At 67.8% G+C, this 26,991-nt stretch carries 26 protein-coding genes; 18 read left to right on the forward strand and 8 right to left on the reverse strand.

What is annotated here, in order from left to right; translation table 11 throughout:
* Positions 1–103: 103 nt before the first annotated feature.
* From FB478_RS08150 to FB478_RS08175, 6 genes are read left to right on the forward strand one after another with little or no spacing between them, the layout of a single operon-like run.
* A complete protein-coding gene (locus tag FB478_RS08150; protein ID WP_144600152.1) occupies positions 104–1,432 on the forward strand; it encodes an ABC transporter substrate-binding protein in 1,329 nt (442 codons plus the stop codon).
* Complete coding sequence (locus tag FB478_RS08155) at positions 1,432–2,346, forward strand: carbohydrate ABC transporter permease (protein ID WP_144600153.1); 915 nt, start codon at positions 1,432–1,434, stop codon at positions 2,344–2,346. The genes FB478_RS08150 and FB478_RS08155 overlap by 1 nt, the downstream gene beginning before the upstream one ends.
* The gene (locus FB478_RS08160) at positions 2,343–3,227 is read left to right on the forward strand and encodes a carbohydrate ABC transporter permease (RefSeq protein WP_144600154.1); all 885 of its coding nucleotides are present in this window, start codon (positions 2,343–2,345) and stop codon (positions 3,225–3,227) included. Before FB478_RS08155 ends, FB478_RS08160 begins: the two co-directional genes overlap by 4 nt.
* 23 nt (positions 3,228–3,250) lie before the next feature.
* Positions 3,251–4,339 (forward strand): ABC transporter ATP-binding protein, encoded by a 1,089-nt coding sequence (locus FB478_RS08165; RefSeq protein WP_144600155.1) that lies wholly within the window; start codon positions 3,251–3,253, stop codon positions 4,337–4,339.
* Positions 4,336–5,691 carry an MGH1-like glycoside hydrolase domain-containing protein gene (locus FB478_RS08170; RefSeq protein ID WP_144600156.1) on the forward strand — a complete coding sequence of 452 codons (1,356 nt, stop codon included), beginning with the start codon at positions 4,336–4,338 and terminating at the stop codon, positions 5,689–5,691. Before FB478_RS08165 ends, FB478_RS08170 begins: the two co-directional genes overlap by 4 nt.
* Positions 5,692–5,736: 45 nt before the next feature.
* Positions 5,737–7,011, forward strand: coding sequence for a Gfo/Idh/MocA family protein (locus tag FB478_RS08175; RefSeq protein WP_144600157.1), 1,275 nt, complete (start codon positions 5,737–5,739; stop codon positions 7,009–7,011).
* On the opposite strand, the gene FB478_RS08180 is transcribed toward FB478_RS08175, so the two are convergent.
* Positions 6,995–7,564 (reverse strand): HutD family protein, encoded by a 570-nt coding sequence (locus FB478_RS08180; protein ID WP_144600158.1) that lies wholly within the window; start codon positions 7,562–7,564, stop codon positions 6,995–6,997. The genes FB478_RS08175 and FB478_RS08180 overlap by 17 nt on opposite strands.
* Positions 7,565–7,669: 105 nt before the next feature.
* Between FB478_RS08180 and FB478_RS08185 the strand changes: the two genes are divergently transcribed.
* The gene (locus FB478_RS08185) at positions 7,670–8,281 is read left to right on the forward strand and encodes a phosphoribosylanthranilate isomerase (RefSeq protein ID WP_018772138.1); all 612 of its coding nucleotides are present in this window, start codon (positions 7,670–7,672) and stop codon (positions 8,279–8,281) included.
* A gap of 84 nt (positions 8,282–8,365) precedes the next feature.
* Positions 8,366–8,782: a YccF domain-containing protein gene (locus FB478_RS08190; RefSeq protein WP_134165067.1), complete on the forward strand. Its 417-nt coding sequence runs from the start codon at positions 8,366–8,368 to the stop codon at positions 8,780–8,782.
* Here FB478_RS08190 and FB478_RS08195 read toward each other — a convergent pair.
* From FB478_RS08195 to FB478_RS08205, 3 genes are read right to left on the reverse strand one after another with little or no spacing between them, the layout of a single operon-like run.
* A complete protein-coding gene (locus FB478_RS08195; RefSeq protein ID WP_018772136.1) occupies positions 8,779–9,162 on the reverse strand; it encodes a VOC family protein in 384 nt (127 codons plus the stop codon). The genes FB478_RS08190 and FB478_RS08195 overlap by 4 nt on opposite strands.
* 56 nt (positions 9,163–9,218) lie before the next feature.
* On the reverse strand, positions 9,219–10,028 hold the full coding sequence (locus tag FB478_RS08200; protein WP_144600159.1) for a 2-phosphosulfolactate phosphatase: 810 nt from the start codon (positions 10,026–10,028) through the stop codon (positions 9,219–9,221).
* On the reverse strand, positions 10,025–10,894 hold the full coding sequence (locus FB478_RS08205; protein WP_144600160.1) for a DUF4031 domain-containing protein: 870 nt from the start codon (positions 10,892–10,894) through the stop codon (positions 10,025–10,027). Before FB478_RS08205 ends, FB478_RS08200 begins: the two co-directional genes overlap by 4 nt.
* A 118-nt stretch (positions 10,895–11,012) precedes the next feature.
* Between FB478_RS08205 and FB478_RS08210 the strand changes: the two genes are divergently transcribed.
* The 5 genes from FB478_RS08210 (at position 11,013) to clpB (ending at position 17,095) form a co-directional block, all read left to right on the forward strand.
* Positions 11,013–11,423: a molybdopterin-binding protein gene (locus FB478_RS08210; RefSeq protein WP_144600161.1), complete on the forward strand. Its 411-nt coding sequence runs from the start codon at positions 11,013–11,015 to the stop codon at positions 11,421–11,423.
* Positions 11,420–12,310 carry a molybdate ABC transporter substrate-binding protein gene (modA, locus tag FB478_RS08215; RefSeq protein ID WP_144600162.1) on the forward strand — a complete coding sequence of 297 codons (891 nt, stop codon included), beginning with the start codon at positions 11,420–11,422 and terminating at the stop codon, positions 12,308–12,310. The genes FB478_RS08210 and modA overlap by 4 nt, the downstream gene beginning before the upstream one ends.
* Positions 12,311–12,348: 38 nt before the next feature.
* Positions 12,349–13,209: an ABC transporter permease gene (locus FB478_RS08220; RefSeq protein ID WP_134165119.1), complete on the forward strand. Its 861-nt coding sequence runs from the start codon at positions 12,349–12,351 to the stop codon at positions 13,207–13,209.
* A complete protein-coding gene (locus tag FB478_RS08225) occupies positions 13,206–14,291 on the forward strand; it encodes a sulfate/molybdate ABC transporter ATP-binding protein (protein ID WP_144600163.1) in 1,086 nt (361 codons plus the stop codon). Before FB478_RS08220 ends, FB478_RS08225 begins: the two co-directional genes overlap by 4 nt.
* A 161-nt stretch (positions 14,292–14,452) precedes the next feature.
* Positions 14,453–17,095 carry an ATP-dependent chaperone ClpB gene (gene clpB / locus FB478_RS08230; RefSeq protein WP_144600164.1) on the forward strand — a complete coding sequence of 881 codons (2,643 nt, stop codon included), beginning with the start codon at positions 14,453–14,455 and terminating at the stop codon, positions 17,093–17,095.
* 46 nt (positions 17,096–17,141) lie between these two features.
* Here the strand turns inward: clpB and FB478_RS08235 are convergent, their stop codons facing one another.
* Positions 17,142–17,819 carry a septum formation family protein gene (locus FB478_RS08235; protein WP_144600165.1) on the reverse strand — a complete coding sequence of 226 codons (678 nt, stop codon included), beginning with the start codon at positions 17,817–17,819 and terminating at the stop codon, positions 17,142–17,144.
* 272 nt (positions 17,820–18,091) lie between these two features.
* On the opposite strand from FB478_RS08235, the gene FB478_RS08240 reads away from it, so the two are divergent.
* Positions 18,092–18,325: a DUF3073 domain-containing protein gene (locus tag FB478_RS08240; RefSeq protein ID WP_018772127.1), complete on the forward strand. Its 234-nt coding sequence runs from the start codon at positions 18,092–18,094 to the stop codon at positions 18,323–18,325.
* Positions 18,326–18,451: 126 nt separating this feature from the next.
* Entirely contained in the window at positions 18,452–19,225 is a 774-nt protein-coding gene (locus FB478_RS08245) for a VOC family protein (RefSeq protein ID WP_144600166.1), read from the forward strand.
* Positions 19,226–19,272: 47 nt separating this feature from the next.
* On the opposite strand, the gene purM is transcribed toward FB478_RS08245, so the two are convergent.
* The 3 genes from purM to FB478_RS08260 are packed head-to-tail and all read right to left on the reverse strand — an operon-like array spanning position 19,273 to position 22,457.
* Positions 19,273–20,418, reverse strand: coding sequence for a phosphoribosylformylglycinamidine cyclo-ligase (purM, locus tag FB478_RS08250; RefSeq protein WP_018772125.1), 1,146 nt, complete (start codon positions 20,416–20,418; stop codon positions 19,273–19,275).
* Positions 20,415–22,085 carry an amidophosphoribosyltransferase gene (gene purF / locus FB478_RS08255; protein WP_018772124.1) on the reverse strand — a complete coding sequence of 557 codons (1,671 nt, stop codon included), beginning with the start codon at positions 22,083–22,085 and terminating at the stop codon, positions 20,415–20,417. Before purF ends, purM begins: the two co-directional genes overlap by 4 nt.
* A 57-nt stretch (positions 22,086–22,142) precedes the next feature.
* Complete coding sequence (locus tag FB478_RS08260; RefSeq protein WP_018772123.1) at positions 22,143–22,457, reverse strand: hypothetical protein; 315 nt, start codon at positions 22,455–22,457, stop codon at positions 22,143–22,145.
* 320 nt (positions 22,458–22,777) lie between these two features.
* Between FB478_RS08260 and FB478_RS08265 the strand changes: the two genes are divergently transcribed.
* The 3 genes from FB478_RS08265 (at position 22,778) to FB478_RS08275 (ending at position 26,990) form a co-directional block, all read left to right on the forward strand.
* Complete coding sequence (locus FB478_RS08265; protein ID WP_144600167.1) at positions 22,778–23,884, forward strand: S-(hydroxymethyl)mycothiol dehydrogenase; 1,107 nt, start codon at positions 22,778–22,780, stop codon at positions 23,882–23,884.
* A complete protein-coding gene (locus FB478_RS08270) occupies positions 23,881–24,501 on the forward strand; it encodes an MBL fold metallo-hydrolase (protein WP_144600168.1) in 621 nt (206 codons plus the stop codon). The genes FB478_RS08265 and FB478_RS08270 overlap by 4 nt, the downstream gene beginning before the upstream one ends.
* A gap of 140 nt (positions 24,502–24,641) precedes the next feature.
* A complete protein-coding gene (locus FB478_RS08275) occupies positions 24,642–26,990 on the forward strand; it encodes an FdhF/YdeP family oxidoreductase (RefSeq protein ID WP_144600169.1) in 2,349 nt (782 codons plus the stop codon).
* The last annotated feature ends 1 nt before the right edge of the window (position 26,991 follow it).

Here is a 26,991-nt window from a genome sequence, read left to right on the forward strand (position 1 = left end):
GGGCGCGGGCGTGGCCCGTCCATCATTGACGCGATCTGTATCACACAATTATGATCGATCATCAGACAAAATACCTAGCAGCCCTTCACCCCAGGAGGCTCTAATGTCCGTTTCCGCCCACCACGACGTCAGCCGGCGAGCATTGCTGAAGGGGGGCCTGACGGTTTTGGCGGCCGGTCCGGTCCTTGCAGCCTGCGGGGTGAATACCAGCGGGAGCGGAGGCAAGGGTTCGGTCAGCTTCCTCTCCACGCAGTTCTCCCCGGTGGAGGAACGCCAGAAGTACGAGGCCACGCTCAAGAAATTCGCGGGGGACATCAGCGTGGCCTACAACCCCGTTGACACGGGCGTATTCAACACCACGCTGAAATCCCAGCTGGCAGCGGGGAAAGTCGAGGTGGGAATCGCAGGCGGACTGCACGGTGACCTGGCCCCCTTCGCCTCGCAGCTTGAGGATCTCAGCTCGCTCATGAGCGACCTCTCCTCGGCGGGCTACTCCAAGGACGTGACCGAGCTGGCCAAGCTGGGCACCGACGTCCCCCGGTACATCCCCTGGATCCAGGCCACCTACGTGCTGGCCATCAACAAGAAGGCGCTGCAGTGGCTGCCGTCGGGAGCTGATGTCAACAAGCTCACCTACGACCAGTACCTTGCGTGGGCCAAGGCGGCCAAGGACGCCAACGGCCGGCCCGTCTTCGGCCTTCCCGCCGGCCCCAAGGGACTCCACCACCGCTTCTACCAGGGCTTCCTGCTGCCCAGCTTCACGGGCGGGCAAATCACCACCTTCCGCAACCAGGACGCCGTCAGCGCCTGGACGTACATGCGCGAGCTTTGGGCCAACACGAATCCGGCGTCCACCAACTACGACTTCATGCAGGAGCCGCTGGCCAACGGCGAGGTCCTGGTGGCCTGGGACCACGTGGCGCGCCTCATCACGGCCGTCAAGGACAAGCCGGACGACTGGCAGATGGTTCCGGCCCCGTCCGGGCCCAAGGGCAGGGGCTACCTCCTGATCGTGGGTGGCATGGCAGTGCCGAAGGGTTCCCCCGAGAAGGACAAAGCCTTTGAGCTCATCAAGGCCCTGTCCAAGCCCGAGGCGCAGATCGAGACACTGAAATCCAACGCATTCTTCCCTGTGGTGAAGACGGACATCGGCGGCGACCTGCCAGGCGGCATCGCCCTTGAAGCGAAGGCCGTCAAGGCGCAGCAGGAGGCTTCCGACGCCCTGCTCGCCCTGCCGCCCGTGGGCCTGGGCGACAAGGACCCCCAGGTCTCCCAGCTGTTCAAGAACTGCTTCCAGGAGATCTGCCTGAACAACTCGGACGTCAAGGCCACGCTGGACAAGCAGGGCGCGGAACTGGCCAAGATCATGGACACCCTCAACGTCCCGTGCTGGGCGCCGGATCCCAAGACATCCCCCTGCAAGGTCGCGTGATGGCCGCACCGGACGCGCCGGCGGCAGCCAGGCCGCACGTTCCCCCTGCGGGGCCCAAGGTCCGTGCCCCCAGGAGGAGGGGAAGCTCCGCGGCCCTGCTCCTGATTGCCCCGTCGATCGTGTTCATGACGCTGCTCTTTGGCTGGCCGATGGTCAGCGGCGTCCTGCAGGCATTCGGCGGCCCCGAAGGCTTGACGACGGCGAACTTTACCCGGATGTCCCAGGACCCGTACTTCTGGTCCTCGGTGGGCAACACCCTCCTGCTCATCGTGGTGATGATCCCCATCCAGTTCGTCCTCGCCCTGGCGATGGCCCTGCTGATCCGGGCCAAGCCCCGGGGGGCGTCTGCCTACTTCTACGTCTGGGCCATCCCGCTCGCGGTCAGCGACCTCGCCGCCGGCCTGGTGTGGCTGACGGTCTTCACGGACCGCGGCTACCTCAACTCGCTCCTTGCATCCATGGGCCAGCAGCCCGTCTCCTGGCTCGCCTATGACAACTACCCCTCCATGTTCGCGGCGGTGCTCATTGCGGAGGTGTGGCGTGCCACGTCGCTGGTGTTCGTGATTGTCGTGGCCGGCCTGCAGTCCATTCCCAAGGATTACGAGGAAGCCGCCGGGGTCTTCGGGGCCAGCTTCTGGAACCGGCTGTGGCACGTGACCCTGCCGCTGCTGCGTCCCAGCCTGCAAACAGCGTTGATCCTGAGGACCATCCTGGCCTTCCAGACATTCGCCGTTGCCCTTGCCCTCACCGGCCAGAACTTTCCGCTGGTGGTGGGCGAGACCTACCGCTGGTACACAGGCCTGCAGGATCCCAACGTGGCATCGGCGCTGGCGCTGGTGGTCATGTTCGTCTCCATGGTCACGGCCGTGGGCTACCTGAAACTCCTGAGGGACCAGACGGAGGCGGCGCGATGAGCCATGCAACGACGGCCAGGACCACTGCCGGTGCCGACCGGCCCGAACCCGAGGTGGACCGCCGGCCCCTGGCCCGGCAGCGCCGCAACCGGGTGCTCCTCCAGGTGGCCTGCATCCTGATCACGCTCTTCATGGCACTGCCCATCTACCTGATCGCACTGGCCGCGATGTCCAGCCGGCAATCGCTGCAGAAGTTCCCGCTCAGCTTCATCCCGGACAACTTCTCCACCGAGACCATGCAGACATTCCTGCAGTCCACCGGCATCCTGGGCGGCCTCATCAACTCCGTCCAGGTGGGCGTGTTCACGCTTGTGCTGTCGCTGCTCATCGGCGTTCCGGCAGGATACGCCGTGGCGCGCTTTGCCTTCCGGGGCAGGGAGCCGTACCAGCTCTTCCTGCTGTTCACCCGCGCCCTGCCGATCGTGGTGCTGTCCGTGCCGCTGGCCCAGCTCTTCCTGCAGACGGGGCTGTACGACAGCGCGCTCGCCGTCGTCCTGCTCCACTCGGCGCTGGCCCTGCCCACCACCATCCTGATTACGGCCTCGGTGTTCCTCGGTGTTCCGCGGGACGTGGAGGAAGCGGCGCGGATCTTCGGCTGCAGCCCGGTGCAGGCCTTCCTCAAAGTGGTGCTGCCCATGGCCATACCCGGCATCGCGGCGGCCTCGATCTTCACGTTCGTCATGTCCTGGAACGAGGTCCTGGGCGCGTCGATCCTGACCCTGAACCAGCGCACCCTCCCTGCCCAGGTCCTCAGCAGCCTCGCCGAATCGCCACTTGCCTACCGCTTCGCCGGCGGCTTCCTGCTGGTGGTCCCGGCACTGGTCTTCATCTTCTTCATGCGCCGCTACCTCACCAACATGTGGGGCTCCACCATCCGCTGATTGCGTCCCAGAGAGGCCGTCCCATGGCTGACATCTCCATCAAGGGTCTGCACAAGACCTACCCGGGCAGCACCGAGCTGGCCACGAACAACGTCTCCCTCGAGGTTGCCGAGGGCGAGTTCATGGTGCTGTTGGGACCCTCCGGCTGCGGGAAGACCACCCTGCTGCGCATGGTGGCGGGCCTGGACTTCCCGGACCAGGGCAGCATCTCCATCGGCGGGAGGGACGTGACCTACCTGCCCCCGCAGGACCGCAACCTGTCCATGGTCTTCCAGTCCTACGCCGTCTTCCCGCACCGGAACGTCCGCACCAACATCGCGTTCGGGCTGATGATGAAGAAGGTCCCCCGGGAAGAGCTGGAGCGGAAGGTGGAATGGGCGGCGGACCTGCTGCAGCTGAGCCCGTACCTGGACCGCTACCCCGCCAACCTCTCCGGCGGCCAGCGGCAGCGTGTCGCCGTGGCCCGGGCCATCGTCATGGACGCCGATGTGCTGCTGATGGATGAGCCCCTGTCCAACCTGGATGCCCTTCTTCGCCTCGACTTCCGCGCCGAGTTGAAGAAGATCGTCCAGCAGCTGGGTTCCACCACGCTGTACGTCACCCACGACCAGGTGGAGGCGATGAGCCTCTCGGACCGGGTGGCGGTGATGAAGAAGGGCCAGATCGCCCAGCTCGGCCACCCGATCACGGTGTACGAGGAGCCGGCCGACCGCTTTGTGGGCGGTTTCATCGGATCCCCGCCCATGAATTTCCTGGACGGCCGGATCACCCCGCAAGGTGGCCTGGAAGTGGGCGGCCAGAGCATCGCGGCGCCCGAATTCCTGGCCCGGGCAGCGGCCCGTACCGGCGGCACGGCGGTCATGGTGGGCATCCGGGCCGAGAACATTTCGCTGGAGCAGCGGGGCGCGGAGGGTTCCCTGGATGCGGCCGTGGAGGTGGTGGAACCGCTCGGACACGCCACCTTGCTGACCGTGGACCTGGGTGGGCAGACCGTCAAGGTCCAGGTTCCCTCAACAGCGCGGGTTTCGGCGGGGGACACGGTAGGACTGCGTTTCGAGCAAAGCGCCCTCCGCTTTTTCGACACGGAAACCCAGTTGGGGCTGACGGCGTGAGCGCCGAAGCGGACGCGACTGGTTTTCCGCTTCGGGACCTGGCGGACATGAGGCAGCGGGCCAGGGATGTCCTGGCCGCCAATGACCTGGGCACCATGGTCACCGCCGCGCCGAATCTCTATCCGCACATGTGGAGCTGGGACGCGGCCTTCGTGGCCACCGGCCTGTCCACGGTGAGCGTGGCCCGGGCGCTGCAGGAGCTGGACTACCTTCTCGCGGCGCAGTGGAAAAGCGGAATGATTCCGCACATCGTGTTCTCCGACGTCCCCGGCTACTTCCCGGACGTGGAGCGGTGGGGAACGCGCGGAGCATCGCCCGAGGGGGTGCAGTCCAGCGGCATCTGCCAGCCGCCCGTCCACGCGACGCTGCTGCGCCGCATCGTGGAGCGCGCGACGGCGGCGGGCGGCGAGGACGCCCGGCTCGCCGAAGAGTTCACCCGGCGGACGCTGCCCCAGTGGATCCGCTGGCATGCGTGGCTGCGCACCAGCCGCGGTGGCGACGGCTCGGGCCTGCTCACGATCTACCATGGCTGGGAGTCCGGCATGGATAACTCGCCGCGGTTCGACGGACCATACTCCAGGGTCCATCCCGGGCCGATGGAGCCCTTTGTCCGGACGGACACGCAAAAGGTCACCGACCGGAGCCAGCGGCCCAGCGACGAGGAATACAGCCGCTACCTCTGGCTGGTGCAGCAGATGGCCGATGTCCGGTTTGACGACGCCCGGCTGCCGGAAGTGATGGACTTCCAGGTCAAGGACGTCTTCATGTCGGCGATCTTCGCCGCGGCCAACGAGGACCTGGCCGTGTTGGCTGAACACATCGGCCTGCGCGGGGATGTGGCCCGGTTGCGGGAGTGGGCGGTGGAGTTCCGGGAGGGCGTGGACGCCACCGTGGATGACCAAACCGGGCTGGCGCGGGACCGCGATGTGCTGGCCGGTGAATGGATCGGGTTGCCCACGATGGCCGGGTTCGCGCCGCTCATCTCCACGGCGGATGACTCCCTGTTGCGGCGGCAGCTGGACATCTTCGAAGGACCGGACTGGACAGGCGACCCGCGCCTGGCCTTCCCGCTGCCGGCATCAACCTCCACCACTTATGAGGGCCTCAAACCCCGGCAGTACTGGCGCGGACCGGTCTGGCCGGTGATGAACTGGTTCCTGGCGGGCTGCCTGCGCAGGCGCGGCGACGGGGAACGGTACCTGCGGCTGCGGGACGCTTCCCTTGCCCAGCTGATGGAGGGCCACTTCGCCGAGTACTACGAACCGTTTACCGGCGAGCCGCTTGGCAGCATGGACCAGTCCTGGACGGCGGCCGTTGCCCTGGAATGGCTCGCCGATCCTGACGCCGGCTGACCCGTGGAGGCGCCGCCGTCGTCCCTTCCAGTAACCGCACCACCGGTGCGCCTCCTCATTGCCGGCGCCGGTGCACGGGGTTCCGCCTATGCCCGTCTTGCCGTGGATACCGGCCGGGCCGCCGTGGTGGGGATCGCGGAGCCGCGACGGCACCTGCGCGAAGCCATCGCGGCGGAGCTCCACGTGCCGGCGGAGCGTGTCTTCGAGGACTGGCAGGCCATGCTCCGCAACCGGCTGCCTGCCGACGGCATCATCATTGCCACCCCGGACCGCGACCACGGAAGGCCGTTTGCGGCCGCCGCAGCCCACGGCTACCCGGTCCTCCTGGAGAAGCCCATCGCGCCCGACCCCGCCGGCTGCGCGGAGCTGGCGCGCCTGCAGCAGGAATCGGGAATCAGGGCAGCCGTCTGCCACGTCCTGCGCTACACGCCGCTGACCACCCTGCTGCGGCAACTTCTCTCCGCCGGGGCAGTGGGCCGGGTCATCTCCGTCCAGCACCTGGAACCCGTGGGCTTCTGGCATTTCGCGCACTCCTACGTCCGCGGGAACTGGCGGCGTGAGGCGGAGTCCAGCCCCTTCCTGCTGGCCAAGTGCACGCACGACGTCGACTGGCTCTCCTTCATCATTGGAAGCCGGCCCCTTCGGGTGTCCTCCTTTGGCAGGCTGTCGCATTTCCGTCCGGAGGAAGCGCCGGAAGGCGCGTCAGGGCGCTGCACGGACTGCCCGGCGGAAGCCCGCTGCCCCTATTCGGCCCTGCGCATCTACGCGCCGGGCCGGCCGCCGGACGGTGCCCCTGCGGACCCCGGCAGGGCCTATTTTGCCGACGTGGTGGACCCGGGCGGCACACCGGAATCGCTGTGGAAGGCGTTGGCAACGGGGCCCTACGGGCGGTGCGTCTACTCAGGAGGCAACGACGTGGTGGACCACCAGGTGGTGAACATCGACTACGAGGACGGCACCACCGCCGCCTTCACCGCCACGGCCTTCACCGCCGCAGGCCCGCGCCGCACCAGGATCTTCGGGAGCCACGGAGAAATCTCCATCGAGGCAGGCAGCATCTCGGTCCATGACTTCCTGACCGGGACCACCACCGCCTACCCCGCCCCCGCCGCTGCCCCCACGGTGCCCGGCGAAAAGCATGAAGGCGGCGACCGGGGACTCGTGCAGGCCTGGGTCGCTGCCCTGGCCGGCGGTGACTGGTCCGGAGTGGTGTCGGGGCTGGAGGAGTCATTGGTCAGCCATGCGGTGGTTTTCGCGGCTGAGGAGGCGCGCCGGAGGGGCGCCGTGGTACCGGTGGAAGGGTTCAGTTCCCGGCCGTAACCGGATCGAGCGACACCACGGCCAGGAAGCCGCGGCCCAGGACCTCGGGCGAGTCGGCGTCGGAACCCACCACGGCGTCGTACCTGCCCAGCTCCAGCGGCTCGGTTCCGCTGTCGCTGACCGTCGCCTGCCCCTGCAGCAGCACCGCAAGCTGGCCCTCAAACACTGGGTGGGCGCGCTTCTTGGACAGCTCGATGATGGACGTGTAGCCCTTGAAGGCGGCCGTTCGCGTGATGACGTTCAGGTCCCGGATGTCACCGGTGGGCAGTTTGGCCGCGGTGGCGGCGCCGCCGTCGAACCTGAAGGGACGGTACTTCTCCAGGGGCTGTTCCGCCCCGTCCACGGTGAGCAGCAGCAATTCCCCCTCGATGACCGTCAGGACCCGCTCCATGCCGGGGAACGCGGAGAAGTCCCCGGCCTTGGCCACGTCTGCGATGCTCACACGCCAGTCCCAGCCGCCGTCGGCCGCGCCCTGGCGGGCGATTTCCCTGGTCACCCCGCCGCCGTTGCGCCATGGTTCGGCCTTGAGTTCAGCGAAGCGGATGATCTGCATCAGCCCAGCCTAGTTCGCTGCGGTGGTCACGCGTCGCAGCCCGTACCCTGTCCCTGCTACTCTCCTGCGGGGGGTCATCACGAAAACAGCCTGAAGGAGCCGGGAATGTTCGTTAAAGTGTGTGGTCTCAGCACGCCCGAATCGGTGCGTGAAGCGGTGGATGCCGGCGCGGACGCCGTGGGGTTCGTCCTCACCGCAAGCCCCCGCGTTGTCTCGCCGTCGCAGGTGGCCTCCCTGCTGTCAGGGGTCCCCAAGGGTGTTTCCCCGATCGGGGTCTTCCGGGATGAGCCCGTGGCGGACGCCATCGCCATTGCCCGGGCCGCAGGCCTGGAATGGATCCAGCTGCACGGCCAGCGGTCGCGTGCGGACGTGGCAACAGTGCACGACGCCGGCATGAAGCTGGTCAGGGCCGTCACCATGGGTGCCGGCCAGGATGAGTTCGACGACTGGGGCGAGGACCTGCTCCTGATTGACGCCGCGGTGCCGGGCTCAGGGGAATCCTGGGACTACGCCTCCGTGGCGGACCTGCCGGTGCTGCAGGGACGGAACTGGCTGCTCGCCGGCGGACTGGACGCTGCCAATGTTGGCCAGGCATCAGCGGCCGCGCATGCCTGGGGGGTGGATGTTTCCTCAGGCGTGGAGGCATCCCGGGGCGTGAAGGACCCTGCCAAGATCCGCGCCTTTGTCCACGCCGCAAAGTCGGCCGCCACGGTGTAGGTGCCGCAGCCCGGCCGGGGATCAGGGCAGGATCAGGGGAGTCCCCCAGCGCCGCGTGGCAGGGGCTGGGGGCAGAATGGGTGCATGAAGACACTTCTGAACATCATCTGGCTGGTTTTCGGCGGCCTGTGGCTGGCCCTGGGCTATTTCCTCGCGGGCGTGGTCTGCTGCCTGCTGATCGTCACCATCCCCTGGGGCATCGCCTCGTTCCGGATCGCCGCCTACACGTTGTGGCCGTTCGGCCGGATGGTGGTGGACAAGCCCGGCGGCACCGGTGTCTTCTCGCTGCTGGGCAACGTGATCTGGCTGCTCGTGGCCGGCATCTGGATCGCCATCGGCCACGTGGTGACCGCGTTCGCCATGGCCGTGACCATCATCGGGATCCCGCTGGCCATCGCCAACCTCAAGCTCATCCCGGTGTCCCTTATGCCGCTGGGCAAGCAGATCGTGCCCACCAATACGCCGTTTGTGAGCAACTACCCCGTCAGCCGCTACCGCTAGGCGGATCCGTCCGGGCGCATCGCCCGCAGCACGCAGAACTCGTTGCCGTCGGGATCAGCCATGACAACCCAGGTTGCCGCTGCCCCCTGTCCCACCGAGATTTGCCGGGCGCCCAGCTCTTCCAGCCTGGCCACCTCCGCGTCCTGGTCCTCCGGGCGGAGGTCCAGGTGAAGGCGGTTCTTGAGTTCCTTCTGCTCCGGGACCCTGAGGAAAAGCAGGTCCGGCAACACGCCGTCCCCGGCGCTGCCTGCCGGCGGCTCCAGCACGATCTCGTCGTCCTCTTCATGGGTGCGGCGCCAGCCAAGCGCTTTTTCCCAAAAGGCAGCAGGAACCCGGGGGTCGGTGGAATCAATGGCAAGGGCTTGGATGCGCAGGCTCATCCGTGCAGTTTTGCATCCGGTTCCGGCATCCGTAAACCCGTGGAAGCCGCAGCCCCTTAGAGCGGCCGGAACGCCCCGTTGCGCAGGAGGGCCACCGAACCGCTTTGGTCCAGTTCCGCGGCGATGTCCACGTCCTCTGGGTAGCCGGCCCCGGTCAACTCGCGGCCGCTGGAACACAACTGGAGCATCTCACGCAGCCGAGGTTCGGCGGCTTCGAAAACGGCCATGGCAGCTACCGCCTCCGGCGCGTAGCCGTGCCTGCCGTCCCCGGCTTCGTAGCCGCCCCTGCCGGCGGCCGCCAGCCCGGCGATGAACGCGCCCGCCCCGATCTGGTCCTCCACCGCAGGCCGCAGCGTGCCGTCCGGCCAGCGCTCCCCGGCAGCAACCACCGCCAGTACCGCGTCCTCCGGAAGGTTCGCCGCCACCCAGTCGGCCGTGGCTGCGGCGTTCCGGAGGCACACTGCGGCCACCAGCGGTACGTCCCCGGCCAGCGCGTGGCAAAGTTCCGACCCGTTGGGGGAGGGCAGGACCACTTTTCCCAGGGCTTCTGCCGCGCGGAGGCTTGCGGGGGAGAGGCTCAGCCCGCCACCGCCGCGCGGGCCGGCCAGCTGCGCCTGGTGGTGGGCGGCGAAGTCTTCGGCGCTGGTGTCCCGCCACGGGTAGGGAAACACCTCCGCGCCGCGGTCCAGCGCCACACTGACGCAGGTGCTGAAGGAAAAGACATCCACCACCACCGCAATGTCGGCGCCGGACGCCACGGTCCCGGCTCCATCAAGGCCCCAGTCCAGCCTGACCGTGAACGGAAGCTGGCGGTGCGCGGCATTGGCGGAGTGCGTGTGCCGTGAACCGGAGCCCGGGGCGTTCATGCCAGTTCACCTTTCAGGTTCAGGTGCGCGGCGTCCTGCCACAGTTCCCGGGCCCGCGGGTGGTGGAAGAGCGGGTCCAGTTCCAGCAGGTGGCGCACGACGGCGGCCCTGCCGGCTGCGAAGTCGGCGTCACCGATGTGCGCGTAGTCTTTGCGGACAGCGGCAAGGTAGCGGGCGTATTCCTCAGGATCGCCGCCGAGGACCGAGAGGTCCGCGTCGCAGAGGAGGGCGCCGTCGTGGTCCCCTGGTTCGGGCTGGTGGTCCGACGTGAGCCGGACCAGCCGCGCCACTTCCGCCACCTCGTCCGGCGGCAGCCCGGTCCCGGCCAGTCGGCTTTCCGCCAGCCGGGCGGACTCCTCCTCGTCCCTGCCCGCCGCGCCGCGGTACACGGCATCGTGGAACCAGGCCGCCAGCAGCACGGTCCGCGGCGCCTGGCCCGGTTCGGTGAGCAGGTCCAGTGCCTCCAGGACGGAGAGCAGGTGGGTGCAGCCGTGGTAATGCCGGTGTGGTTCGCTCCACCGGTCCAGCAGGTCCAGGAACAGTGCGTCACGGCCCGGCATGATGGCTTCCCAGCGGGTCAGCAGCGGGACCTTCAGCGACTTGTTCCGCCGGCGTGCCGGGATCCGGAGCCCGCTGGCGATGAGTTTGCGGACCAGCACCCTGCCCTCCACCCGGACCGCGCCTGCCGCCACCAGCTCCTCAATGCGGCGTTCCGGCACATCGTAATGGTCGCCGTCGAACGCCCGCTCCGGGATCCCCGCGGCAGCTGCGAACGCATGCAGCTCATCCAGCGAAGAGTCCGAGACCAGGTGCGAGAAATGTGTTCCGTGTGCAGGCCACAGCGGCTGGTCAATGTAGATGGCCATGGAAGGAGTCTAGTGCCGCCCTTCGGGCAGGGGACGCGCAGCCACGGGGCACGCAGTCATTTTGCATATGCTCCCAGAAGCGGAGGCCTAATCCGCATCTGCGGACTAGAATCAAGAAATGACCCTTATCCGCGTTTCTGAAGCTGCCCGTCTCCTGGGCGTAAGTGACGATACCGTCCGCCGCTGGACGGAGCACGGAACACTTACCCCGCTCCGGGACGGCTCCGGCCGGCTCGCCGTCGATGGACTCGAGCTGGCGACGCATGCGCAAAAGCTGGCCCAGCTGCCCGATGACCCCAAGAGCGGGAGCAGCTCCGCCCGGAACCGGTTCGTGGGCCTGGTCACCAACGTCATCACGGACAAGGTGATGGCACAGGTGGAACTGCAGTGCGGGCCGTTCCGGGTGGTCTCGCTGATGAGCAGCGAGGCCGTGCTGGAACTGGGCCTGGAACCGGGCTCGGTGGCCACGGCGGTGGTCAAGGCAACAACGGTCATCATCGAATCCCCGAAGGGCAGGGCCACCGCATGACCCGGACCTCCACGCGTACCGCGGTGTCCGCCTCCCTGGCGCGGCTCCTTTCCCTTGCTGTCCTGCCGGCCGCCGTGCTGCTGCTGACCGTCCTCACCGGCTGCGCTGCGGGCGGAGCGGCCCAGGGCGCAGGCCCTGGCGAGGAGAACAGCGCGGGCAACAGCGCAGCCGGCTCAGGCGCCAAGCCGGAAGGCACCATCACCGTTTTCGCGGCCGCCTCCCTCAAAGGCACCTTCACCGAACTCGCCCGCACCTTCGAGGCGGAAAACCCCGGCACCACGGTTGCCCTGAGCTTTGCAGGGTCCTCGGACCTGGCCAGCCAGATCAGCCAGGGGGCGCCGGCGGATGTCTTCGCGCCGGCGGACCTGGCCAACATGAAGAAGGTGCAGGACGCCGGGCTGGTGGACGGCGCCGCCAGGAACTTCGCCACCAACACGCTCGCCATCGCAGTAGCGCCGGGCAACCCGGCAGGAATCACCGCACTGAAGGACCTTGCCCGGCCGGGCCTCAAACTGGTCACCTGCGCAAGGCAGGTTCCCTGCGGGACTGCCGCGGCCACGGCCGCGGAGGCGGCCGGAGTGGCGCTGAATCCGGTCAGCGAGGAGAACGCGGTCACGGACGTCCTGGGCAAGGTGGCCTCCGGGGAGGCCGACGCCGGGCTGGTCTACGGCACGGACATCAAGTCCGCCGGGTCCAAGGTGGCCGGGATCCAGTTCCCGGAATCAGGGAGTGCGGTCAACACCTACCCGATCGCCGGCGTCGCCGGCGGCCGGAACAAGGCCGCCGCCCGGGCTTTCCTGGACCTGGTCACCGGTCCGGAAGGCCGGCGCGTCCTCGCTGCAGCGGGGTTTGGGCCGGCCGGCGCCGGTGACGGAAGCGTCAAGTGACCCGGGAGCAGGCAGCAAGGCGGCAGCCCTTTCTGCCCATGGTGCGGCCACGCACCCCAAGCCCGGCCTACTCCGGCATCCCCGGCTGGGTCCGCGCGCTGGCCGTCCTGGCCGCCGTCGTCGTCGTGCTTCCGCTGCTGGCGATGGTGCTCCGCGTGGACTGGCCGCGGTTCCTCCCGCTGGTGACCTCCGGGCCGTCGCTGACCGCGCTGGGGCTGAGCCTGCGGACCTCGGCCGCCAGCACCCTGCTGTGCATTGTGCTGGGCGTACCGCTGGCTCTGGTCCTTGCCCGGGACACCTTCCGCCTGCAGGGGCTGCTGCGCTCGCTGGTGCTCCTGCCGCTGGTCCTTCCTCCTGTGGTGGGCGGCATCGCGCTGCTCTACACGTTCGGCCGGCAGGGGCTGCTGGGGCAGGCGCTGAACGTGCTCGGCCTGCAGATCGCCTTCTCCACCACCGCGGTGGTCCTGGCGCAGACGTTCGTGGCCCTGCCGTTCCTGGTGGTTAGCCTTGAGGGTGCCCTGCGCACCTCGGGCTCCCGCTACGAGGCGGTGGCGGCGACGCTGGGCGCACGCCCCGGCACGGTGTTCCGTCGCGTCACGCTTCCGCTGGTGCTCCCGGGGCTGGCGTCCGGCGCGGTCCTCGCCTTCGCGCGGAGCCTGGGCGAGTTCGGCGCCACGCTGACGTTCGCGGGCAGCCTGCAGGGGGTGACGCGGACCCTGCCGCTGGAAATCTACCTGCAGCGCGAAACGGACCCGGACGCCGCCGTCGCCCTGTCCCTGGTACTCGTGGCCGTCGCCGTGGCGGTGGTTGCCCTTGCATACCGGCGCCCGGCACCGGGCCGTTCCGGGTCAGGCAAAAGGACGACGGCGCCGGCCCCGGCAGGAGGGGGTGTCCGGTGACATTGTCCTTCCACGCAGTGGTGGCCGGGCGCAGCTTCGACGTGGCCCTGAGCGTCCGACCGGGCGAAACCGTGGCCGTCATGGGGCCCAACGGTGCCGGTAAATCAACCCTGCTGGCCGGCATCGCGGGCCTCCTGCGGCCGGACAGCGGCCGGGCCGAACTCAACGGCAGGACCCTCTTTGACCTCGACGGCGGAAAACGTACGTGGGCGGCTCCGCACCGCCGCGGCACCGCCCTGCTGGCCCAGGAACCGCTGCTCTTCCCCCACCTGAATGCCCTGGACAATGTCTCGTTCGGGCCCCGCAGCGCCGGAGTTTCCAAGCGGAATGCGGAGGAGCAGGCGCTGCACTGGCTGGCCGAGGTGGAGGCCGGAGAACTGGCCGGGCGGCGTCCCGCCCAGCTGTCCGGCGGCCAGGCCCAGCGCGTGGCCGTGGCCCGTGCGCTCGCCGCCGACCCCGCCCTCCTCCTGCTCGACGAGCCGCTGGCAGCCCTGGATATCCACTCCGCGCCGCTGCTGCGCCGCCTGTTCAAGCGCGTCCTCGCAGGCCGGCAGGCCATCATCGTGACCCACGACGTACTGGACGCGCTGGTGCTCGCGGACCGGGTGGTCATCCTGGAAAACGGTCGGATCGCGGAGGAAGGCCCCACCCGGGCGGTGCTGGAGCGGCCGCGCAGCTCCTTTGCCGCCGGGCTCGCCGGGCTGAACTTCATTCCGGGCATCCTCGACGGGGCGGGGGTGCGGACCAGCCACGGCCTGCGGATTGCCGGCCACGACGAGGAAGCCGTCCCCGCCGCGGCGTCCGGGGAGCCTGTCCCGCTGCCCAGGGCGGGCGGTCCCGGCGTCGCCGTGTTCCCGCCGTCGGCCGTTTCCGTGTTCCTCGACGATGCGCACGGCAGCCCGCGGAACTCGTTTGCCGTCACCATCACGGACCTCGAGCCGCACGGCGACCAGATCCGCGTCCGGGCCGGCGGCCTGGCCGCGGACATCACCCCTGCCGCCTCCGCCGACCTGGGCCTTGTCCCCGGCATGACGGTGCACTTCGTGGTCAAGGCTGCGGCCGTGTCCGTGTACGGGACCTAGGCGGAGTATGTCCCGGCAGCCGATTGTCCAAGCAGGCCCGGCGGGACCTCCGGCTCTGGACAGCCGTTTCGCCGTGGGCAAACATGGCTAGTGGACGTCGCCGTCCAAAGTTGAGCGTAGTAGACTCAACTTAGTCAACAAGCCCCCGAAAGGAGCTCTCTTTGGACGTCAAATTCACCACCAAGAGCCAGGAGGCTCTTTCCGCCGCGGCAATGAACGCCTCGACGGCCGGCAACCCCCAGGTGGAACCGGCCCACCTCCTCAAGGCGCTGATGGACCAGCGTGAGGGCGTCGCCGTCGCGCTGCTTCGCGCAACCGGCGCCGATCCCGATGCCGTCAGCGTCCAGGCCAGCAGTGCCATCAAGGCACTGCCCGCCACGTCGGGCGGCTCCAGCCAGCAGGCGCAGCTGTCCCGGCCCGCACTGCAGGCCATCCAGCACGCCAAGGAGGAAGCGGACCGTCTGGGCGACAGCTTTGTCTCCACCGAGGTGCTCCTGGTGGGCCTCTCCACCGGCAACGATGCCGCCGCCCGCCTGCTGCGCGACGCCGGCGCCTCCCGCGAGGCACTCCTCGCCGCCCTGCCGGGCGTCCGCGGCGACCGCAAGGTGGACAGCCCGGACCCCGAAAACACCTTCCAGGCGCTCGAGAAGTACGGCACCGACCTCACCTCCATGGCCCGCGCCGGCAAGCTGGACCCCGTGATCGGCCGGGACGCCGAAATCCGGCGCGTAGTGCAGGTCCTGTCCCGCCGCACCAAGAACAACCCGGTGCTCATCGGCGAACCCGGCGTGGGCAAGACCGCCGTGGTGGAAGGCCTGGCCCAGCGGATGGTGGCCGGCGACGTCCCGGAGAGCCTGCGGGGCAAGACCCTCATCTCCCTTGACCTCGGCTCCATGGTGGCCGGCGCCAAGTACCGCGGCGAATTCGAGGAGCGGCTGAAGGCGGTCCTCGAGGAGATCAAGGGCTCAGACGGCCAGATTGTCACCTTCATCGACGAGATCCACACCGTGGTGGGCGCCGGCGCCACCGGCGATTCCTCCATGGACGCCGGCAACATGCTCAAGCCCATGCTGGCCCGTGGCGAGCTGCGGCTGATCGGCGCCACGACGCTGGACGAGTACCGGGAGAACATCGAGAAGGACGCAGCCCTGGAACGCCGCTTCCAGCAGGTGTACGTTGGCGAGCCCAGCGTGGAGGACACCATCGGCATCCTCCGTGGCCTGAAGGAGCGCTACGAGGCGCACCACAAGGTCTCCATCGCCGACTCCGCGCTGGTGGCGGCAGCCACGCTGTCCAACCGCTACATTTCGGGCCGCCAGCTGCCGGACAAGGCCATCGACCTGGTGGACGAGGCCGCGTCCCGGCTGCGCATGGAGATCGACTCCGCCCCGGAGGAGATCGACCAGCTGCGGCGCCAGGTGGACCGGCTCACCATGGAGGAGCTCGCGCTGGAGGGCGAGACCGACGCTGCCTCCGTGGAGCGGCTGGCTGCGCTCCGGGCCGACAAGGCGGACAAGGAGGAGGAGCTCTCCGCGCTCAACGCCCGCTGGGAGGCTGAAAAGGCCGGCCTGAACCGGGTGGGTGACCTGAAGGCCAAGCTCGATGAGCTGCGGTCCGCCGCGGACAAGGCCCAGCGCGAGGGTGATCTGGAGACCGCCTCGCGGATCCTCTACGGGGAAATTCCGGCGCTGGAACGCGAGCTGAACGCCGCTGCCGAAGCGGAGGCCGCCGTGACGGACAAGTCCGCGCAGATGGTGGCGGAGGAAGTGACGGCAGAAGACATCGCGGAGGTCATTTCCGCGTGGACCGGCATCCCGGCCGGCCGCATGCTGCAAGGTGAAAGCCAGAAGCTGCTGCACATGGAGGAGGAGCTCGGCAAGCGCCTCATCGGCCAGGGCAAGGCTGTAGCCGCAGTCTCAGACGCCGTCCGGCGCGCCAGGGCGGGCATCAGTGACCCCAACCGGCCCACGGGTTCCTTCCTGTTCCTGGGCCCCACCGGCGTAGGCAAGACCGAGTTGGCCAAGGCCCTGGCGGACTTCCTGTTCGACGACGAACGCGCCATGGTGCGGATCGACATGTCCGAGTACGGCGAGAAGCACAGCGTCGCCCGGCTGGTCGGGGCGCCTCCGGGATACGTGGGCTACGAGGAAGGCGGGCAGCTGACCGAGGCCGTGCGCCGTCGTCCCTACTCGGTGGTGCTGCTGGACGAAGTGGAGAAGGCGCACCCCGAGGTGTTCGACATCCTCCTGCAGGTGCTCGACGACGGCCGCCTCACCGACGGGCAGGGCCGTACCGTGGACTTCCGCAACGTGATCCTGGTGCTCACCTCCAACCTGGGCAGCCAGTTCCTGGTGGACCAGACGCTGGACGCCGAGGCCAAGCGCAATGCGGTCATGGCCACGGTGAACGCGTCCTTCAAGCCGGAGTTCCTCAACCGGCTCGATGAAGTGGTGCTGTTCGATGCCCTCACGGTGGAGGAGCTGGCGCACATTGTGGAACTGCACGTGGCGGAACTGGGCCGCAGGCTGCACGAGCGCCGGCTCACCCTCGATGTGACCGACAGCGCCAAGGCCTGGCTGGCGCTGTCCGGCTACGACCCCGCCTACGGCGCCCGGCCGCTGCGCCGCCTGGTGCAGCGCGAGATCGGCGACCGGCTGGCCAAGTCCATCCTCGCCGGTGAAATCAGCGACGGCGACACCGTCCTGGTTGATACCGCGCCGGACTTTGGGGAACTGACGGAGCGCAACGTGGACGCGTTGACGGGCGCCCCCAGTTCCGGACTGTCGGTGCGGCGGAAGGACTAGCCGCAGGGCCTCTGAAGCGGGCCGTGCTGCCCTGGCGGGCTGACCGTCAGGGCAGCACGCTCGCGTTAATCACATTGCCGGTGTCTGCCGTGACGTAGCAATCAACCCTGCGGTCGCCGGATTCCCAACTGGTGCTGCTGGGGAAGCTGCGCTGGTAGTTGAGCTGGAAGTTTTTCGCCGCCGGGCCGAGTTTCGCCGCCTGGCAGACTTCCAGTGCCTTGGCCTTGAGCGGCTCCGCCCCCGGGTACTTGGCGCTTTCCGGATATGTCAAGGTGGCCACCAGCTGGGCCGAATGGCCCGTATCGCAGGGCACCAGCGTGGACGTCAGGGCCTGGGGATCGAAATCCTTGAAGCAGTCACCCAGTGCGTACGCCGGGGGTGCGACCCCTTCGCGGGGAAGGGGTTGGGGAGTGGCCGGCGGCGTGACCGCGGTTTGCAGCACGCCCTGTGCGTCATTCTTTGCCGCATCGGTGCCGGGCGATGAGTTCAACCAGACGGCAAGCCACACCAGTGAGCCGGCAACGGCAAGGATAACGACGACCAGAAACGCCTTCCACAGGGCAGGCTTCCTGTTGGTGTGTTTTTCCGGCGCAGGATCATGGCGCGGCTGGGACCAGGTAACGGATTCCGGGGCGGGGGCTGGACCGGTCCCACTGTGGATCTTCGGCAGGCTTCCGGTCCGCGGAGGCGAAGCGGGTTTCGGCGGGATGTCCTGGTGGTTCACGGGTGCGCATCCTCCTGGGTTTTGGTGCCACGGCTCGCCAACGGCCAGATAAAATCGGCAGTTCTTAAGCGACTCTACCGAAGAAAAATGCCGGAATCCCGCGGGAGGAGGTGCATCATGGTACCCCACCCGGCCGTCCGGGGCGCCGGGCGGCAAGCGGGGCCCGCCGAAAGCATGTAATCTAGGTGTACGACAAATTGACCAAACATTCCGGGGCCTCACCGATCGCCAAGGTGACCACCTCCGGTCCAAGTACAAAAGGGGGTCACGCCATGGGGCGCGGCCGTCAAAAGGCAAAAGCTACCAAGCAGGCTCGGGACATTAAGTACTACTCCCCGAACACTGACTACTCGGCACTTCAGCGTGAGCTGACGGGCCCTGGAAGTCGTTCAACGAGCCATTACTCGAATGAACCGGTCGAACCGGACTATTCGGCTTATGTGGATAAGTACGCGGATGATTTGGATGACGATGACGACGAGGTAGACAACCGTCGCATCGGCTAGTTGTCGCAAGCCTGCTGTGGCCCCTGGCCCGGCTGCTGTGGCGCCGCTTACGTCATGGAGCCCGCTGCCCCACCGAATTACCGGCAGGGCAGCGGGCTTTCCGTGTTTGGTTGGTAACCTGCCCGCATGACTGTTCGGACCACGTACGCCAGCGGCGAGCCCTGCTGGGCGGATCTCCAGACCCCCGATGTTGATGCCGCCAAAGATTTCTACGGCCGCCTGTTCGGCTGGACCTACCAGGACTTCCCCACTCCGGACGGCCGCAGCTACGCGCAGGCCTTTGTCCGCGGGCAGTTGGTGGCCACCATTGCGCCGCAAAATCCCTTGCAGCTTGAGGCCGGCACCGCTGCCGAGTGGAACGTCTACTTTGCGGCCGCAGATGCCGCGGACCTGCTCCAGGAAGCGGGCCATGCCGGCGGAACCGCCCAGTTCGGGCCTGAGAAGGTGGGCGACACCGGGGTGCTGGGCTTTTTGGCCCCTCCCGGCGGCGGAACCACCGGGATCTGGCAGGCAGGTACCCACTTCGGCAGCCGGCTCTTCAACGAACCGGGCGCCTTGGCCTGGGCTGAGCTCTTTACACCCGAGCCGCAGGCCGCCATCGGCTTCTTCCAGCAGCTTTTCGGCCATGAAGTCACCGAGTACCCCCAGGACGACGGCGGCAGCTACCGCACGCTGCTCATCGACGGCAGCGAGGTGGCCGGCATCGTTCCTGCCGACGAAGGCGAGGAAGCGGACTGGCAGATCTACTTTGGCGCGGCAGATATTGCCGCGGCGGCAGCGGCCGCCCTGGCAGCAGGCGGCGAAGTCCTGGTGGAGCCGGATGACCGTCCCACGGTGGGATCACTGGCCACCATCGAGGACCCGCAGGGCGGTGTGCTGAACCTCATACAGGTCGCTTAAAAGTGGAGGCTCCCCACCGCGTGCAGTGGGGAGCCTCCAGCAGTTGGCTAGGCGTAGGCGTTGACCAGGCGGACAGCGCCGCCGTCCACGCCCTTGGCGCCCTGGACGTAATCCGGGCCGGACTTCAGGATGGAGTCCGAATCCTCGGTGACCGTGCCCATGATCCAGGACGGCAGGCCCCGGTCGTTCAGGCGGGCAACGGCGGCGTCGGCAGCTTGGGGCGACACGATGGCCACCATGCCCACGCCAAGGTTCAGGGTGCGCTCGAGGTCCGCCAGGGGCACGTTGCCCAGCTCCGAGACCAGCTTGAAGATGGCCGGCAGTTCCCAGGTGGCGCGGTCCACGGTGGCCACGAGGCCCTGGGGGAGGACGCGGGCCAGGTTGGCGGCCAGGCCGCCGCCGGTAACGTGGCTGAAGCCGTGAACAGCCGCTTCGGCGCTGACCGGGAAGGTGCGGGCCAGGTCCAGGCAATCGGCCGCGTAGACGCGGGTGGGTTCCAGGAGTTCCTCACCCAGGGTGCGGCCCAGTTCGGACACCTGGCGGTCCAGGGCCCAGCCGGCGTGGTTGATGACGCGGCGGACCAGCGAGTAGCCGTTGGAGTGGAGGCCGGAAGAGGCCATGCCGATCACGACGTCGCCCGCACGGACGCGGTCCGGTCCCAGCAGGGCATCGGCCTCGACCACGCCGGTGGCTGCGCCGGCAACGTCGTATTCGTGCTCGCCCAGCAGGCCCGGGTGCTCGGCAGTCTCGCCGCCCACCAGGGCGGTGCCGGCCACGGAGCAGGCGGCCGCGATGCCGCGGACAATGCCCGCGATGCGTTCCGGGACCACCTTGCCGCAGGCGATGTAGTCGGTCATGTAGAGCGGCTCGGCGCCTACCACCACGATGTCATCCACCACCATGCCCACAAGGTCGAACCCGATGGTGTCGTGGATGTCCATGGCCTGGGCGATGGCAACCTTGGTGCCCACGCCGTCGGTGGACGTGGCCAGCAGCGGCCTCTTGTAGGTCAGCAGCCGGGAAACGTCGTAAAGGCCGGCGAAGCCGCCCACCCCGCCGATCACCGAGGAGTTGTGGGTTGCCTTGACGGCATCCTTCATGAGCTCGACGGCGCGGTCCCCGGCTTCAACGTCCACGCCTGCGGAGGCGTAGGTGATGCCGGAGTTGTTTGCGGCGGGGCTAACGGAAGTCATACGGACTCTTTCTTATCGGCGCTGGTGGCGGCGGGTACGTCGGGCACAAGGTCGGCTTCGGTCAGCAGGTTCTCGAATTCTGAGTCCGGGCCCGGATCACAGCCGGTAGCCCCGGCCTTTTCAGCGGGGTCCTCGGTGGCGTCAACGGCCAGGGCGGCGGTTTGGCCGGGAAGCGCGGACGGGGAGGGCTTCAGGCCGCCCAGGTCGGTGCGTTCCAGGAGGTTCTTTCCCAGCTTGTCCGCATCCGGGAGCTTGATGGGGTACTTGCCGGTGAAGCAGGCGGTGCAGAGGCGTTCGCGCGGCTGGCGGGTGGCACCGATCATGCCGTCCTCGGAGATGTAGGCCAGCGAGTCTGCGCCGATGGCTTGGGAGATCTCCTCAATGGTGGCGCCGTTGGCAATCAGTTCGGCCCGGGAAGCGAAGTCGATGCCATAGAAGCACGGCCACTGCACAGGAGGGGAGGAAATCTTCACGTGCACTGCGGCGGCGCCGGCTTCCCGGAGCATCCGCACAATGGCGCGCTGGGTGTTGCCGCGGACGATCGAATCATCCACCACCACAACACGCTTGCCGCGGATCACGGATTCAAGGGCGTTGAGCTTGAGCCGGATGCCCAGCTGGCGCAGGGTCTGGGAGGGCTGGATGAAGGTACGGCCCACGTAGGAGTTCTTGACGAAGCCGTGCGCGAACGGGATGCCGGATTCTTCGGCGTAGCCAACAGCCGCGGGGGTGCCGGATTCCGGCACGGGGATGACGATGTCCGCCTGCTGCGTGTTTTCGCGGGCCAGCTGGCGGCCCATCTCCACGCGGGACTCGTACACGGAGCGGCCGGCGATGGCCGCGTCCGGGCGCGCGAGGTAGACGTACTCGAAAACGCAACCTGCCGGCGTCGGCTCCGCGAACCGCTTGGACCGCACGCCTTCCTCGTCGATGGCAATGAACTCGCCCGGCTCGATCTCCCGGATGAAGCTGGCGCCCACGGTGGCCAGGGCGGACTGCTCGGAGGCAACCACCCAGCCGCGCTCCAACCGGCCCAGGACCAGCGGGCGGATGCCGAAGGTGTCACGTGCAGCGTAGAGCGTGCCCTCGTCCATGAACACGAAGCAGAAGCCGCCCTTGATCTTGGGCAGGAGTTCGGTGGCGGTTTCTTCCAGGGTCTTGCCGGGCTCGCCCTCCAGCAGGGCGGTGACCAAGGCAGTGTCAGAGGTGTTGCCCTGCTTCATTTCGCCGGTGAGGTGGCCGCCGTTGCGCTCGGTGATCATGGCATTGAGCTCGGCGGTGTTGGTCAGGTTGCCGTTGTGTGCCAGGGCCACCGTGCCGGTGGCGGTGGCGCCAAGGGTGGGCTGCGCATTGGCCCAGTGGCTGGCGCCGGTGGTGGAGTAGCGGCAGTGGCCCACGGCCAGGTGCCCGGTCAGGGTGTTCAGCGTGGTCTCGTCGAAGACCTGGGACACGAGGCCCATGTCCTTGTAGACGTTGATCCGCTTGCCGTCGCTGGTTGCTATGCCAGCCGACTCCTGACCGCGGTGCTGCAGTGCATACAGCCCGTAATAGGTAAGTTTTGCTACCTCTTCGCCTGGGGCCCAGACGCCGAAGACGCCGCAAGCGTCCTGCGGGCCTTTTTCGCCGGGGAGAAGATCATGGGAAAGTTTTCCATCGCCGCGTGCCACTGGTCGATTATCTCACGATATGGGGTATGACTTTTCCGGCCGCCCGTTTGTGACTTGCTACGCCTGGGGATCGGTGTCCGGCTCCGAGTCGGGAACGGCCTCCACGACGGCCCGGTCCTGCCGCTTCAGGCTGCGGCGGTCCAGGACCAGCGCCAGTGCGGCGCCCAGGATTGCGCCGCACGCGGCAAACATCACCAGGAAGAATCCGAAGACAGCGCCGGGGTCGAACGTTGCATCGCCCGGTACCGCGTAGGCAACCACTGCGGCTGCAGCAACACCCACCAGCGCACCCAGGACCAGGAAGGGAACGTACTTGGGTGCCCGGCGGACGGTTACTTCGCGCCGCTCGGCAGCGGATTCTTCAAAAGCCATGCCATCAAGCGTACTGCCGGAGATTTTGGGGACATAACGGGGCGTACGCCGCCATTGAGCGCCCCGGGCGACCAAAAACGCCCAGGCGGCCAATGCCGGACGCCTATCGCCCCGCTGCCCTGCAACTGATATATCTATTGACACGAGGTGTGGCCGCTGTCATATTGCTAGGTAGCGCTATGTGCATTCTGTTGTGCATTACGCAATTGTTCAGGGGTTGGTAGGCCCAAGACCCCGTCCTTGAACAGCTGCGTCAGCTAGATTGGCACACGTCGCCGACTTACCGGACTGCCAAGGTCCAGGAAAGGAACACAAGAACAATGGTCCACAAGGTTCAAGCTGTCATTGTCCGGGAGAAGGACGCCCCTGTGTCGTTGGAGACCATCCTGGTGCCGGATCCGGGGCCGGGGGAAGCCCTGGTGGACATCCTGACCTGCGGCGTCTGCCACACCGACCTGCACTACAAGCAGGGCGGTATCGGAAACGACTTCCCGTACCTCCTGGGCCATGAAGCCACCGGTGTGGTCAGTGCCGTTGGCCCGGATGTGACCTCGGTGGCCCCGGGTGACCGGGTCATCCTTAACTGGCGTGCCGTCTGCGGGGAGTGTCGCGCGTGCGCCAAGGGCCAGCCGCAGTACTGCTTCAACACGCACAACGCCACGCAGAAGATGACCCTGGAGGACGGAACCGTGCTTTCGCCGGCCCTGGGCATCGGCGCCTTCGCCGAGAAGACCCTGGTCGCCGCCGGGCAGTGCACCAAGGTGGACCCGGACGTTGACGCAGCCGCGGTGGGCCTGCTGGGTTGCGGCATCATGGCCGGCATCGGCGCCGCGATCAACACGGGCGAGGTCAAGCGCGGGGAATCCGTGGCCGTCATTGGCTGCGGCGGCGTGGGCATCGCTGCGGTCGCCGGGGCCAGGCTGGCCGGTGCGACGACGATCATCGCCGTGGACATCGACGACAACAAGATCGACATGGCCAAGTCGCTCGGTGCCACCCATGGCGTGAACTCGCGCCGGGAGGACGCCGTGGAGGCCATCCGTGCCCTCACCGGAGGCCACGGAGCGGACGTGGTGATTGACGCCGTCGGCCGCCCTGAGACCTACAAGCAGGCCTTCTACGCCCGCGACCTTGCCGGCCGCGTGGTCCTTGTGGGTGTGCCGACGCCGGAGATGACGCTGGAACTGCCGCTGCTGGATGTCTTTGGCCGCGGCGGCTCGCTGAAGTCCTCCTGGTACGGCGACTGCCTGCCCTCCCGCGACTTCCCGATGCTCGTCTCGCACTACAAGCAGGGCAACCTGGACCTGGATGCCTTCGTGTCCGAGCGGATCACCATCGACCAGGTGGAGGAAGCGTTCGGCAAGATGCACGAGGGCAAGGTGCTGCGCTCCGTCGTCGAGGTCCAGCCGGCGGGGGCGTCCGCATGAGCGTCACCATCGAAAACCTGGTCACCTCCGGCACATTTTCGCTCGACGGCGGCACCTGGGACGTGGACAACAACGTCTGGATCGTGGGCAATGACGAGGAATGCATCATCATCGACGCGCCGCACGACGCCGCCGCGATCATCAACCAGGTCCGCAGCCGGAAGGTGAAGGCCATCCTGCTCACGCACGCGCACAACGACCACATCGGTGCCGCACGCGAGGTCGCCGATGCCCTGGGCGCTCCGATCCACCTGAACAAGGAGGACCTGGTGTTGTGGGAGCAGGTCTACCCGGACGCCAAACCGGACCACTACCACTCCGACGGTGACGTGTTCCAGGTGGGCGGGGCAACCCTGAGGGCAATCCACACGCCGGGCCACTCGCCCGGGTCCACCTGCTTCCACCTGGAAAGCGAGGGGACGGTCTTCACCGGGGACACGCTGTTCAACGGCGGCCCAGGCGCCACCGGCCGGTCCTACAGCGACTACCCCACCATCCTCGCCTCCATCCGCGAACGGCTGCTGACCCTCCCGGCCGACACCGTGGTCCGCACCGGCCACGGCGAGGACACCACCATCGCCGCCGAGCAGGAAACGCTGGCGAAGGTAGCCCAGTAGCAAGCGACATTCAGTAAGGTGACGTGCCGGAGAAAGGCGCGCCGGGAGGCCCGGCGCGCTTTTCACTGGCCCTCGAACACCACTCGCCTTCGAACAACACTCGCCTTCGAACAACACAGGCCGGTAAGGAAGTTGGAACGATGAAGTTCGGTAAGCAGCCCGCCCCCGTCGCGGACATCAATGAGGACAACCTTGAGGTCCACAAGCCCAAGACCGAGGCCGCCGGCGTCAAGGCCGTCATGGTTGCCCTGGAGCGTGCAGTCGCCCAGGCAGGGGTGGCCCGCACGGCGCAGTCACTGCTGCGGTTGAACCAGCGTGGCGGCTTCGACTGCCCGGGCTGCGCGTGGCCGGAATCGGACAAGAAGCGCAAGACGGCCGAGTTCTGCGAGAACGGCGCCAAGGCGGTGGCCGAGGAGAACACCCTGCGCACCGTAGGTGCGGAGTTCTGGGCCAAGCACTCCATTGCCGAGCTGTCCACCAAGACCGAGTACTGGCTGGGCAACCAGGGCCGGCTTTCCGAACCGGTGGTGATCCGGGAGGGCGAGACGCACTACTCGCCCATCTCCTGGAATGACGCGTTCGAGCTGATCGGGGAGAACATCCGGGCCAGCACCCCGGACCGCTGCGTCTTCTACACCTCCGGACGCACCGCGAACGAGACAGCCTTCCTCTACCAGTTGTTCGCCCGGTCCATCGGGACGAATAACCTGCCCGACTGCTCCAACATGTGCCACGAGTCTTCCGGCTCGGCGCTGAACCCGACCATCGGCATCGGCAAGGGCACGGTGTCCCTGGACGACATCCACGACGCCGAACTGATCTTCGTCGTCGGCCAGAACCCGGGCACCAACCACCCCCGCATGCTGTCCGCGCTGAAGGAATGCAAGGACAAAGGCGGCAAGGTGGTGGCCGTGAACCCGCTGCCAGAGGCGGGCCTGTTCAACTTCAAGGACCCGCAGACCGTCTCCGGCGTGGTGGGCGGCGGCACCCCGCTCGCGGACGAATACCTGCAGATCAAGGTGGGCGGGGACCTGGCGCTGTTCCAGGCGCTCGGCCACCTGCTCCTGGCGGCTGAAGAAGCCAACCCGGGCACCGTCGTCGACCATTCCTTCATCGCCGCGCAGACGGACGGATTCGACGCCTACCGTGAAGCCCGCCGGACTCTGGACTGGGACGAGACCGAGCGGGCCACCGGCCTGTCCCGTGGGCAGATCGAGAAAGTGGCGTCGATGCTGGTGGCGTCCAAGGCGTCCATCTTCTGCTGGGCGCTGGGTGTGACGCAGCAGCCACACTCGGTGGACACCATCAAGGAGATGGTCAACGTGCTGCTGCTGCAGGGCAACTTCGGCAAACCCGGCGCCGGCGCCTGCCCCGTCCGCGGGCACTCCAACGTCCAGGGCGACAGGACCATGGGCATCTGGGAGAAACCCAAGGAATGGCTTTTGCAGGCCCTGGACAGCGAGTTTGGAATCACCTCCCCCCGGCACCACGGCTACGACGCCGTGGAATCCATGGAGGCGTTCGAGCGCGACGAGGTGGACGTGTTCGTCTCGATGGGCGGCAACTTCTCGCTCGCCTGCTCGGACACCGAGGCCCTGGAAGCCGGAATGCAGCGGATCGGCCTGACCGTGCACATCAGTACCAAACCCAACCGCTCCCACATCGTGCACGGCCGCACGTCGCTGATCCTGCCCACCCTCGGCCGCACCGACAAGGACGACAAGCACCCCAACGGCGCACAGTTCCTGTCGGTGGAGGACTCCATGTCCGTGGTCCACTCCACCCAGGGCCGCCTGACCCCCGTCTCCGAACACCTGCTCGCCGAGCCCGTCATCGTGGCGCGGATGGCCGAGGCGACCTTCGGCCCGGACCACCCCGTCAACTGGAAGGCCATGGCCGAGGACTACGACGTGATCCGCGACCACATTGCCCGCGTGCTGCCCGGCTTCGAGGATTTCAACGCCCGGGTCCGGACCAAGAACGGCTTCGTGCTGCCCAACGCGCCCCGCGACACCCGCTCCTTCGCCACCGACATCGGCCGCGGCCGGTTCACCGTCAGCCCGCTGGAATACCTCACCCCGCCGCCGGGGCACCTGGTCCTGCAGACCATCCGCAGCCACGACCAGTACAACACCACGTTCTACGGCCTGGATGACCGCTACCGCGGCATCTCCGGCGGCCGCCGCGTGATCCTCATCCACCCCGAGGACCTTGCCGAATCCGGCTTCCAGGACCGGGAGCTCGTGGACGTAGTCAGCACCTTCCAGGGCGTGGACCGCCGCGCGGACAAGTTCCGGTTGGTGGCCTACCCGACTGCCAAGGGCTGCGCCGCGGCGTACTTCCCCGAGGCCAACGCCCTGGTCCACAAGGAGAACGTGGCCCGCATCTCCAACACCCCCGGCTTCAAGGCCATGTTCGTCCGCTTCGAACCCCACAAGGGCGAGGACGCGGTGGCCGAAGAGGCAGGATTGCTGCAGGCCAGCGTGTAGA

The organism is Arthrobacter sp. AG367, from assembly GCF_007828995.1.
GTDB lineage: Bacteria > Actinomycetota > Actinomycetes > Actinomycetales > Micrococcaceae > Arthrobacter.

Excerpts from the sequence above, each read along its gene's own strand:
- FB478_RS08200 (WP_144600159.1), bottom strand. The coding sequence starts at position 10,028 with ATGAACGCCCCGGGCTCCGGTTCACGGCACACGCACTCCGCCAATGCC.
- modA (WP_144600162.1), top strand. The coding sequence starts at position 11,420 with ATGACCCGGACCTCCACGCGTACCGCGGTGTCCGCCTCCCTGGCGCGG.
- FB478_RS08165 (WP_144600155.1), top strand. The coding sequence starts at position 3,251 with ATGGCTGACATCTCCATCAAGGGTCTGCACAAGACCTACCCGGGCAGC.
- FB478_RS08260 (WP_018772123.1), bottom strand. The coding sequence starts at position 22,457 with ATGGCTTTTGAAGAATCCGCTGCCGAGCGGCGCGAAGTAACCGTCCGC.
- FB478_RS08245 (WP_144600166.1), top strand. The coding sequence starts at position 18,452 with ATGACTGTTCGGACCACGTACGCCAGCGGCGAGCCCTGCTGGGCGGAT.
- FB478_RS08155 (WP_144600153.1), top strand. The coding sequence starts at position 1,432 with ATGGCCGCACCGGACGCGCCGGCGGCAGCCAGGCCGCACGTTCCCCCT.
- FB478_RS08275 (WP_144600169.1), top strand. The coding sequence starts at position 24,642 with ATGAAGTTCGGTAAGCAGCCCGCCCCCGTCGCGGACATCAATGAGGAC.
- FB478_RS08265 (WP_144600167.1), top strand. The coding sequence starts at position 22,778 with ATGGTCCACAAGGTTCAAGCTGTCATTGTCCGGGAGAAGGACGCCCCT.
- FB478_RS08205 (WP_144600160.1), bottom strand. The coding sequence starts at position 10,894 with ATGGCCATCTACATTGACCAGCCGCTGTGGCCTGCACACGGAACACAT.
- FB478_RS08270 (WP_144600168.1), top strand. The coding sequence starts at position 23,881 with ATGAGCGTCACCATCGAAAACCTGGTCACCTCCGGCACATTTTCGCTC.
- FB478_RS08180 (WP_144600158.1), bottom strand. The coding sequence starts at position 7,564 with ATGCAGATCATCCGCTTCGCTGAACTCAAGGCCGAACCATGGCGCAAC.
- FB478_RS08195 (WP_018772136.1), bottom strand. The coding sequence starts at position 9,162 with ATGAGCCTGCGCATCCAAGCCCTTGCCATTGATTCCACCGACCCCCGG.
- FB478_RS08220 (WP_134165119.1), top strand. The coding sequence starts at position 12,349 with ATGGTGCGGCCACGCACCCCAAGCCCGGCCTACTCCGGCATCCCCGGC.
- FB478_RS08150 (WP_144600152.1), top strand. The coding sequence starts at position 104 with ATGTCCGTTTCCGCCCACCACGACGTCAGCCGGCGAGCATTGCTGAAG.
- FB478_RS08210 (WP_144600161.1), top strand. The coding sequence starts at position 11,013 with ATGACCCTTATCCGCGTTTCTGAAGCTGCCCGTCTCCTGGGCGTAAGT.
- purM (WP_018772125.1), bottom strand. The coding sequence starts at position 20,418 with ATGACTTCCGTTAGCCCCGCCGCAAACAACTCCGGCATCACCTACGCC.
- FB478_RS08190 (WP_134165067.1), top strand. The coding sequence starts at position 8,366 with ATGAAGACACTTCTGAACATCATCTGGCTGGTTTTCGGCGGCCTGTGG.
- FB478_RS08240 (WP_018772127.1), top strand. The coding sequence starts at position 18,092 with ATGGGGCGCGGCCGTCAAAAGGCAAAAGCTACCAAGCAGGCTCGGGAC.
- FB478_RS08185 (WP_018772138.1), top strand. The coding sequence starts at position 7,670 with ATGTTCGTTAAAGTGTGTGGTCTCAGCACGCCCGAATCGGTGCGTGAA.
- FB478_RS08160 (WP_144600154.1), top strand. The coding sequence starts at position 2,343 with ATGAGCCATGCAACGACGGCCAGGACCACTGCCGGTGCCGACCGGCCC.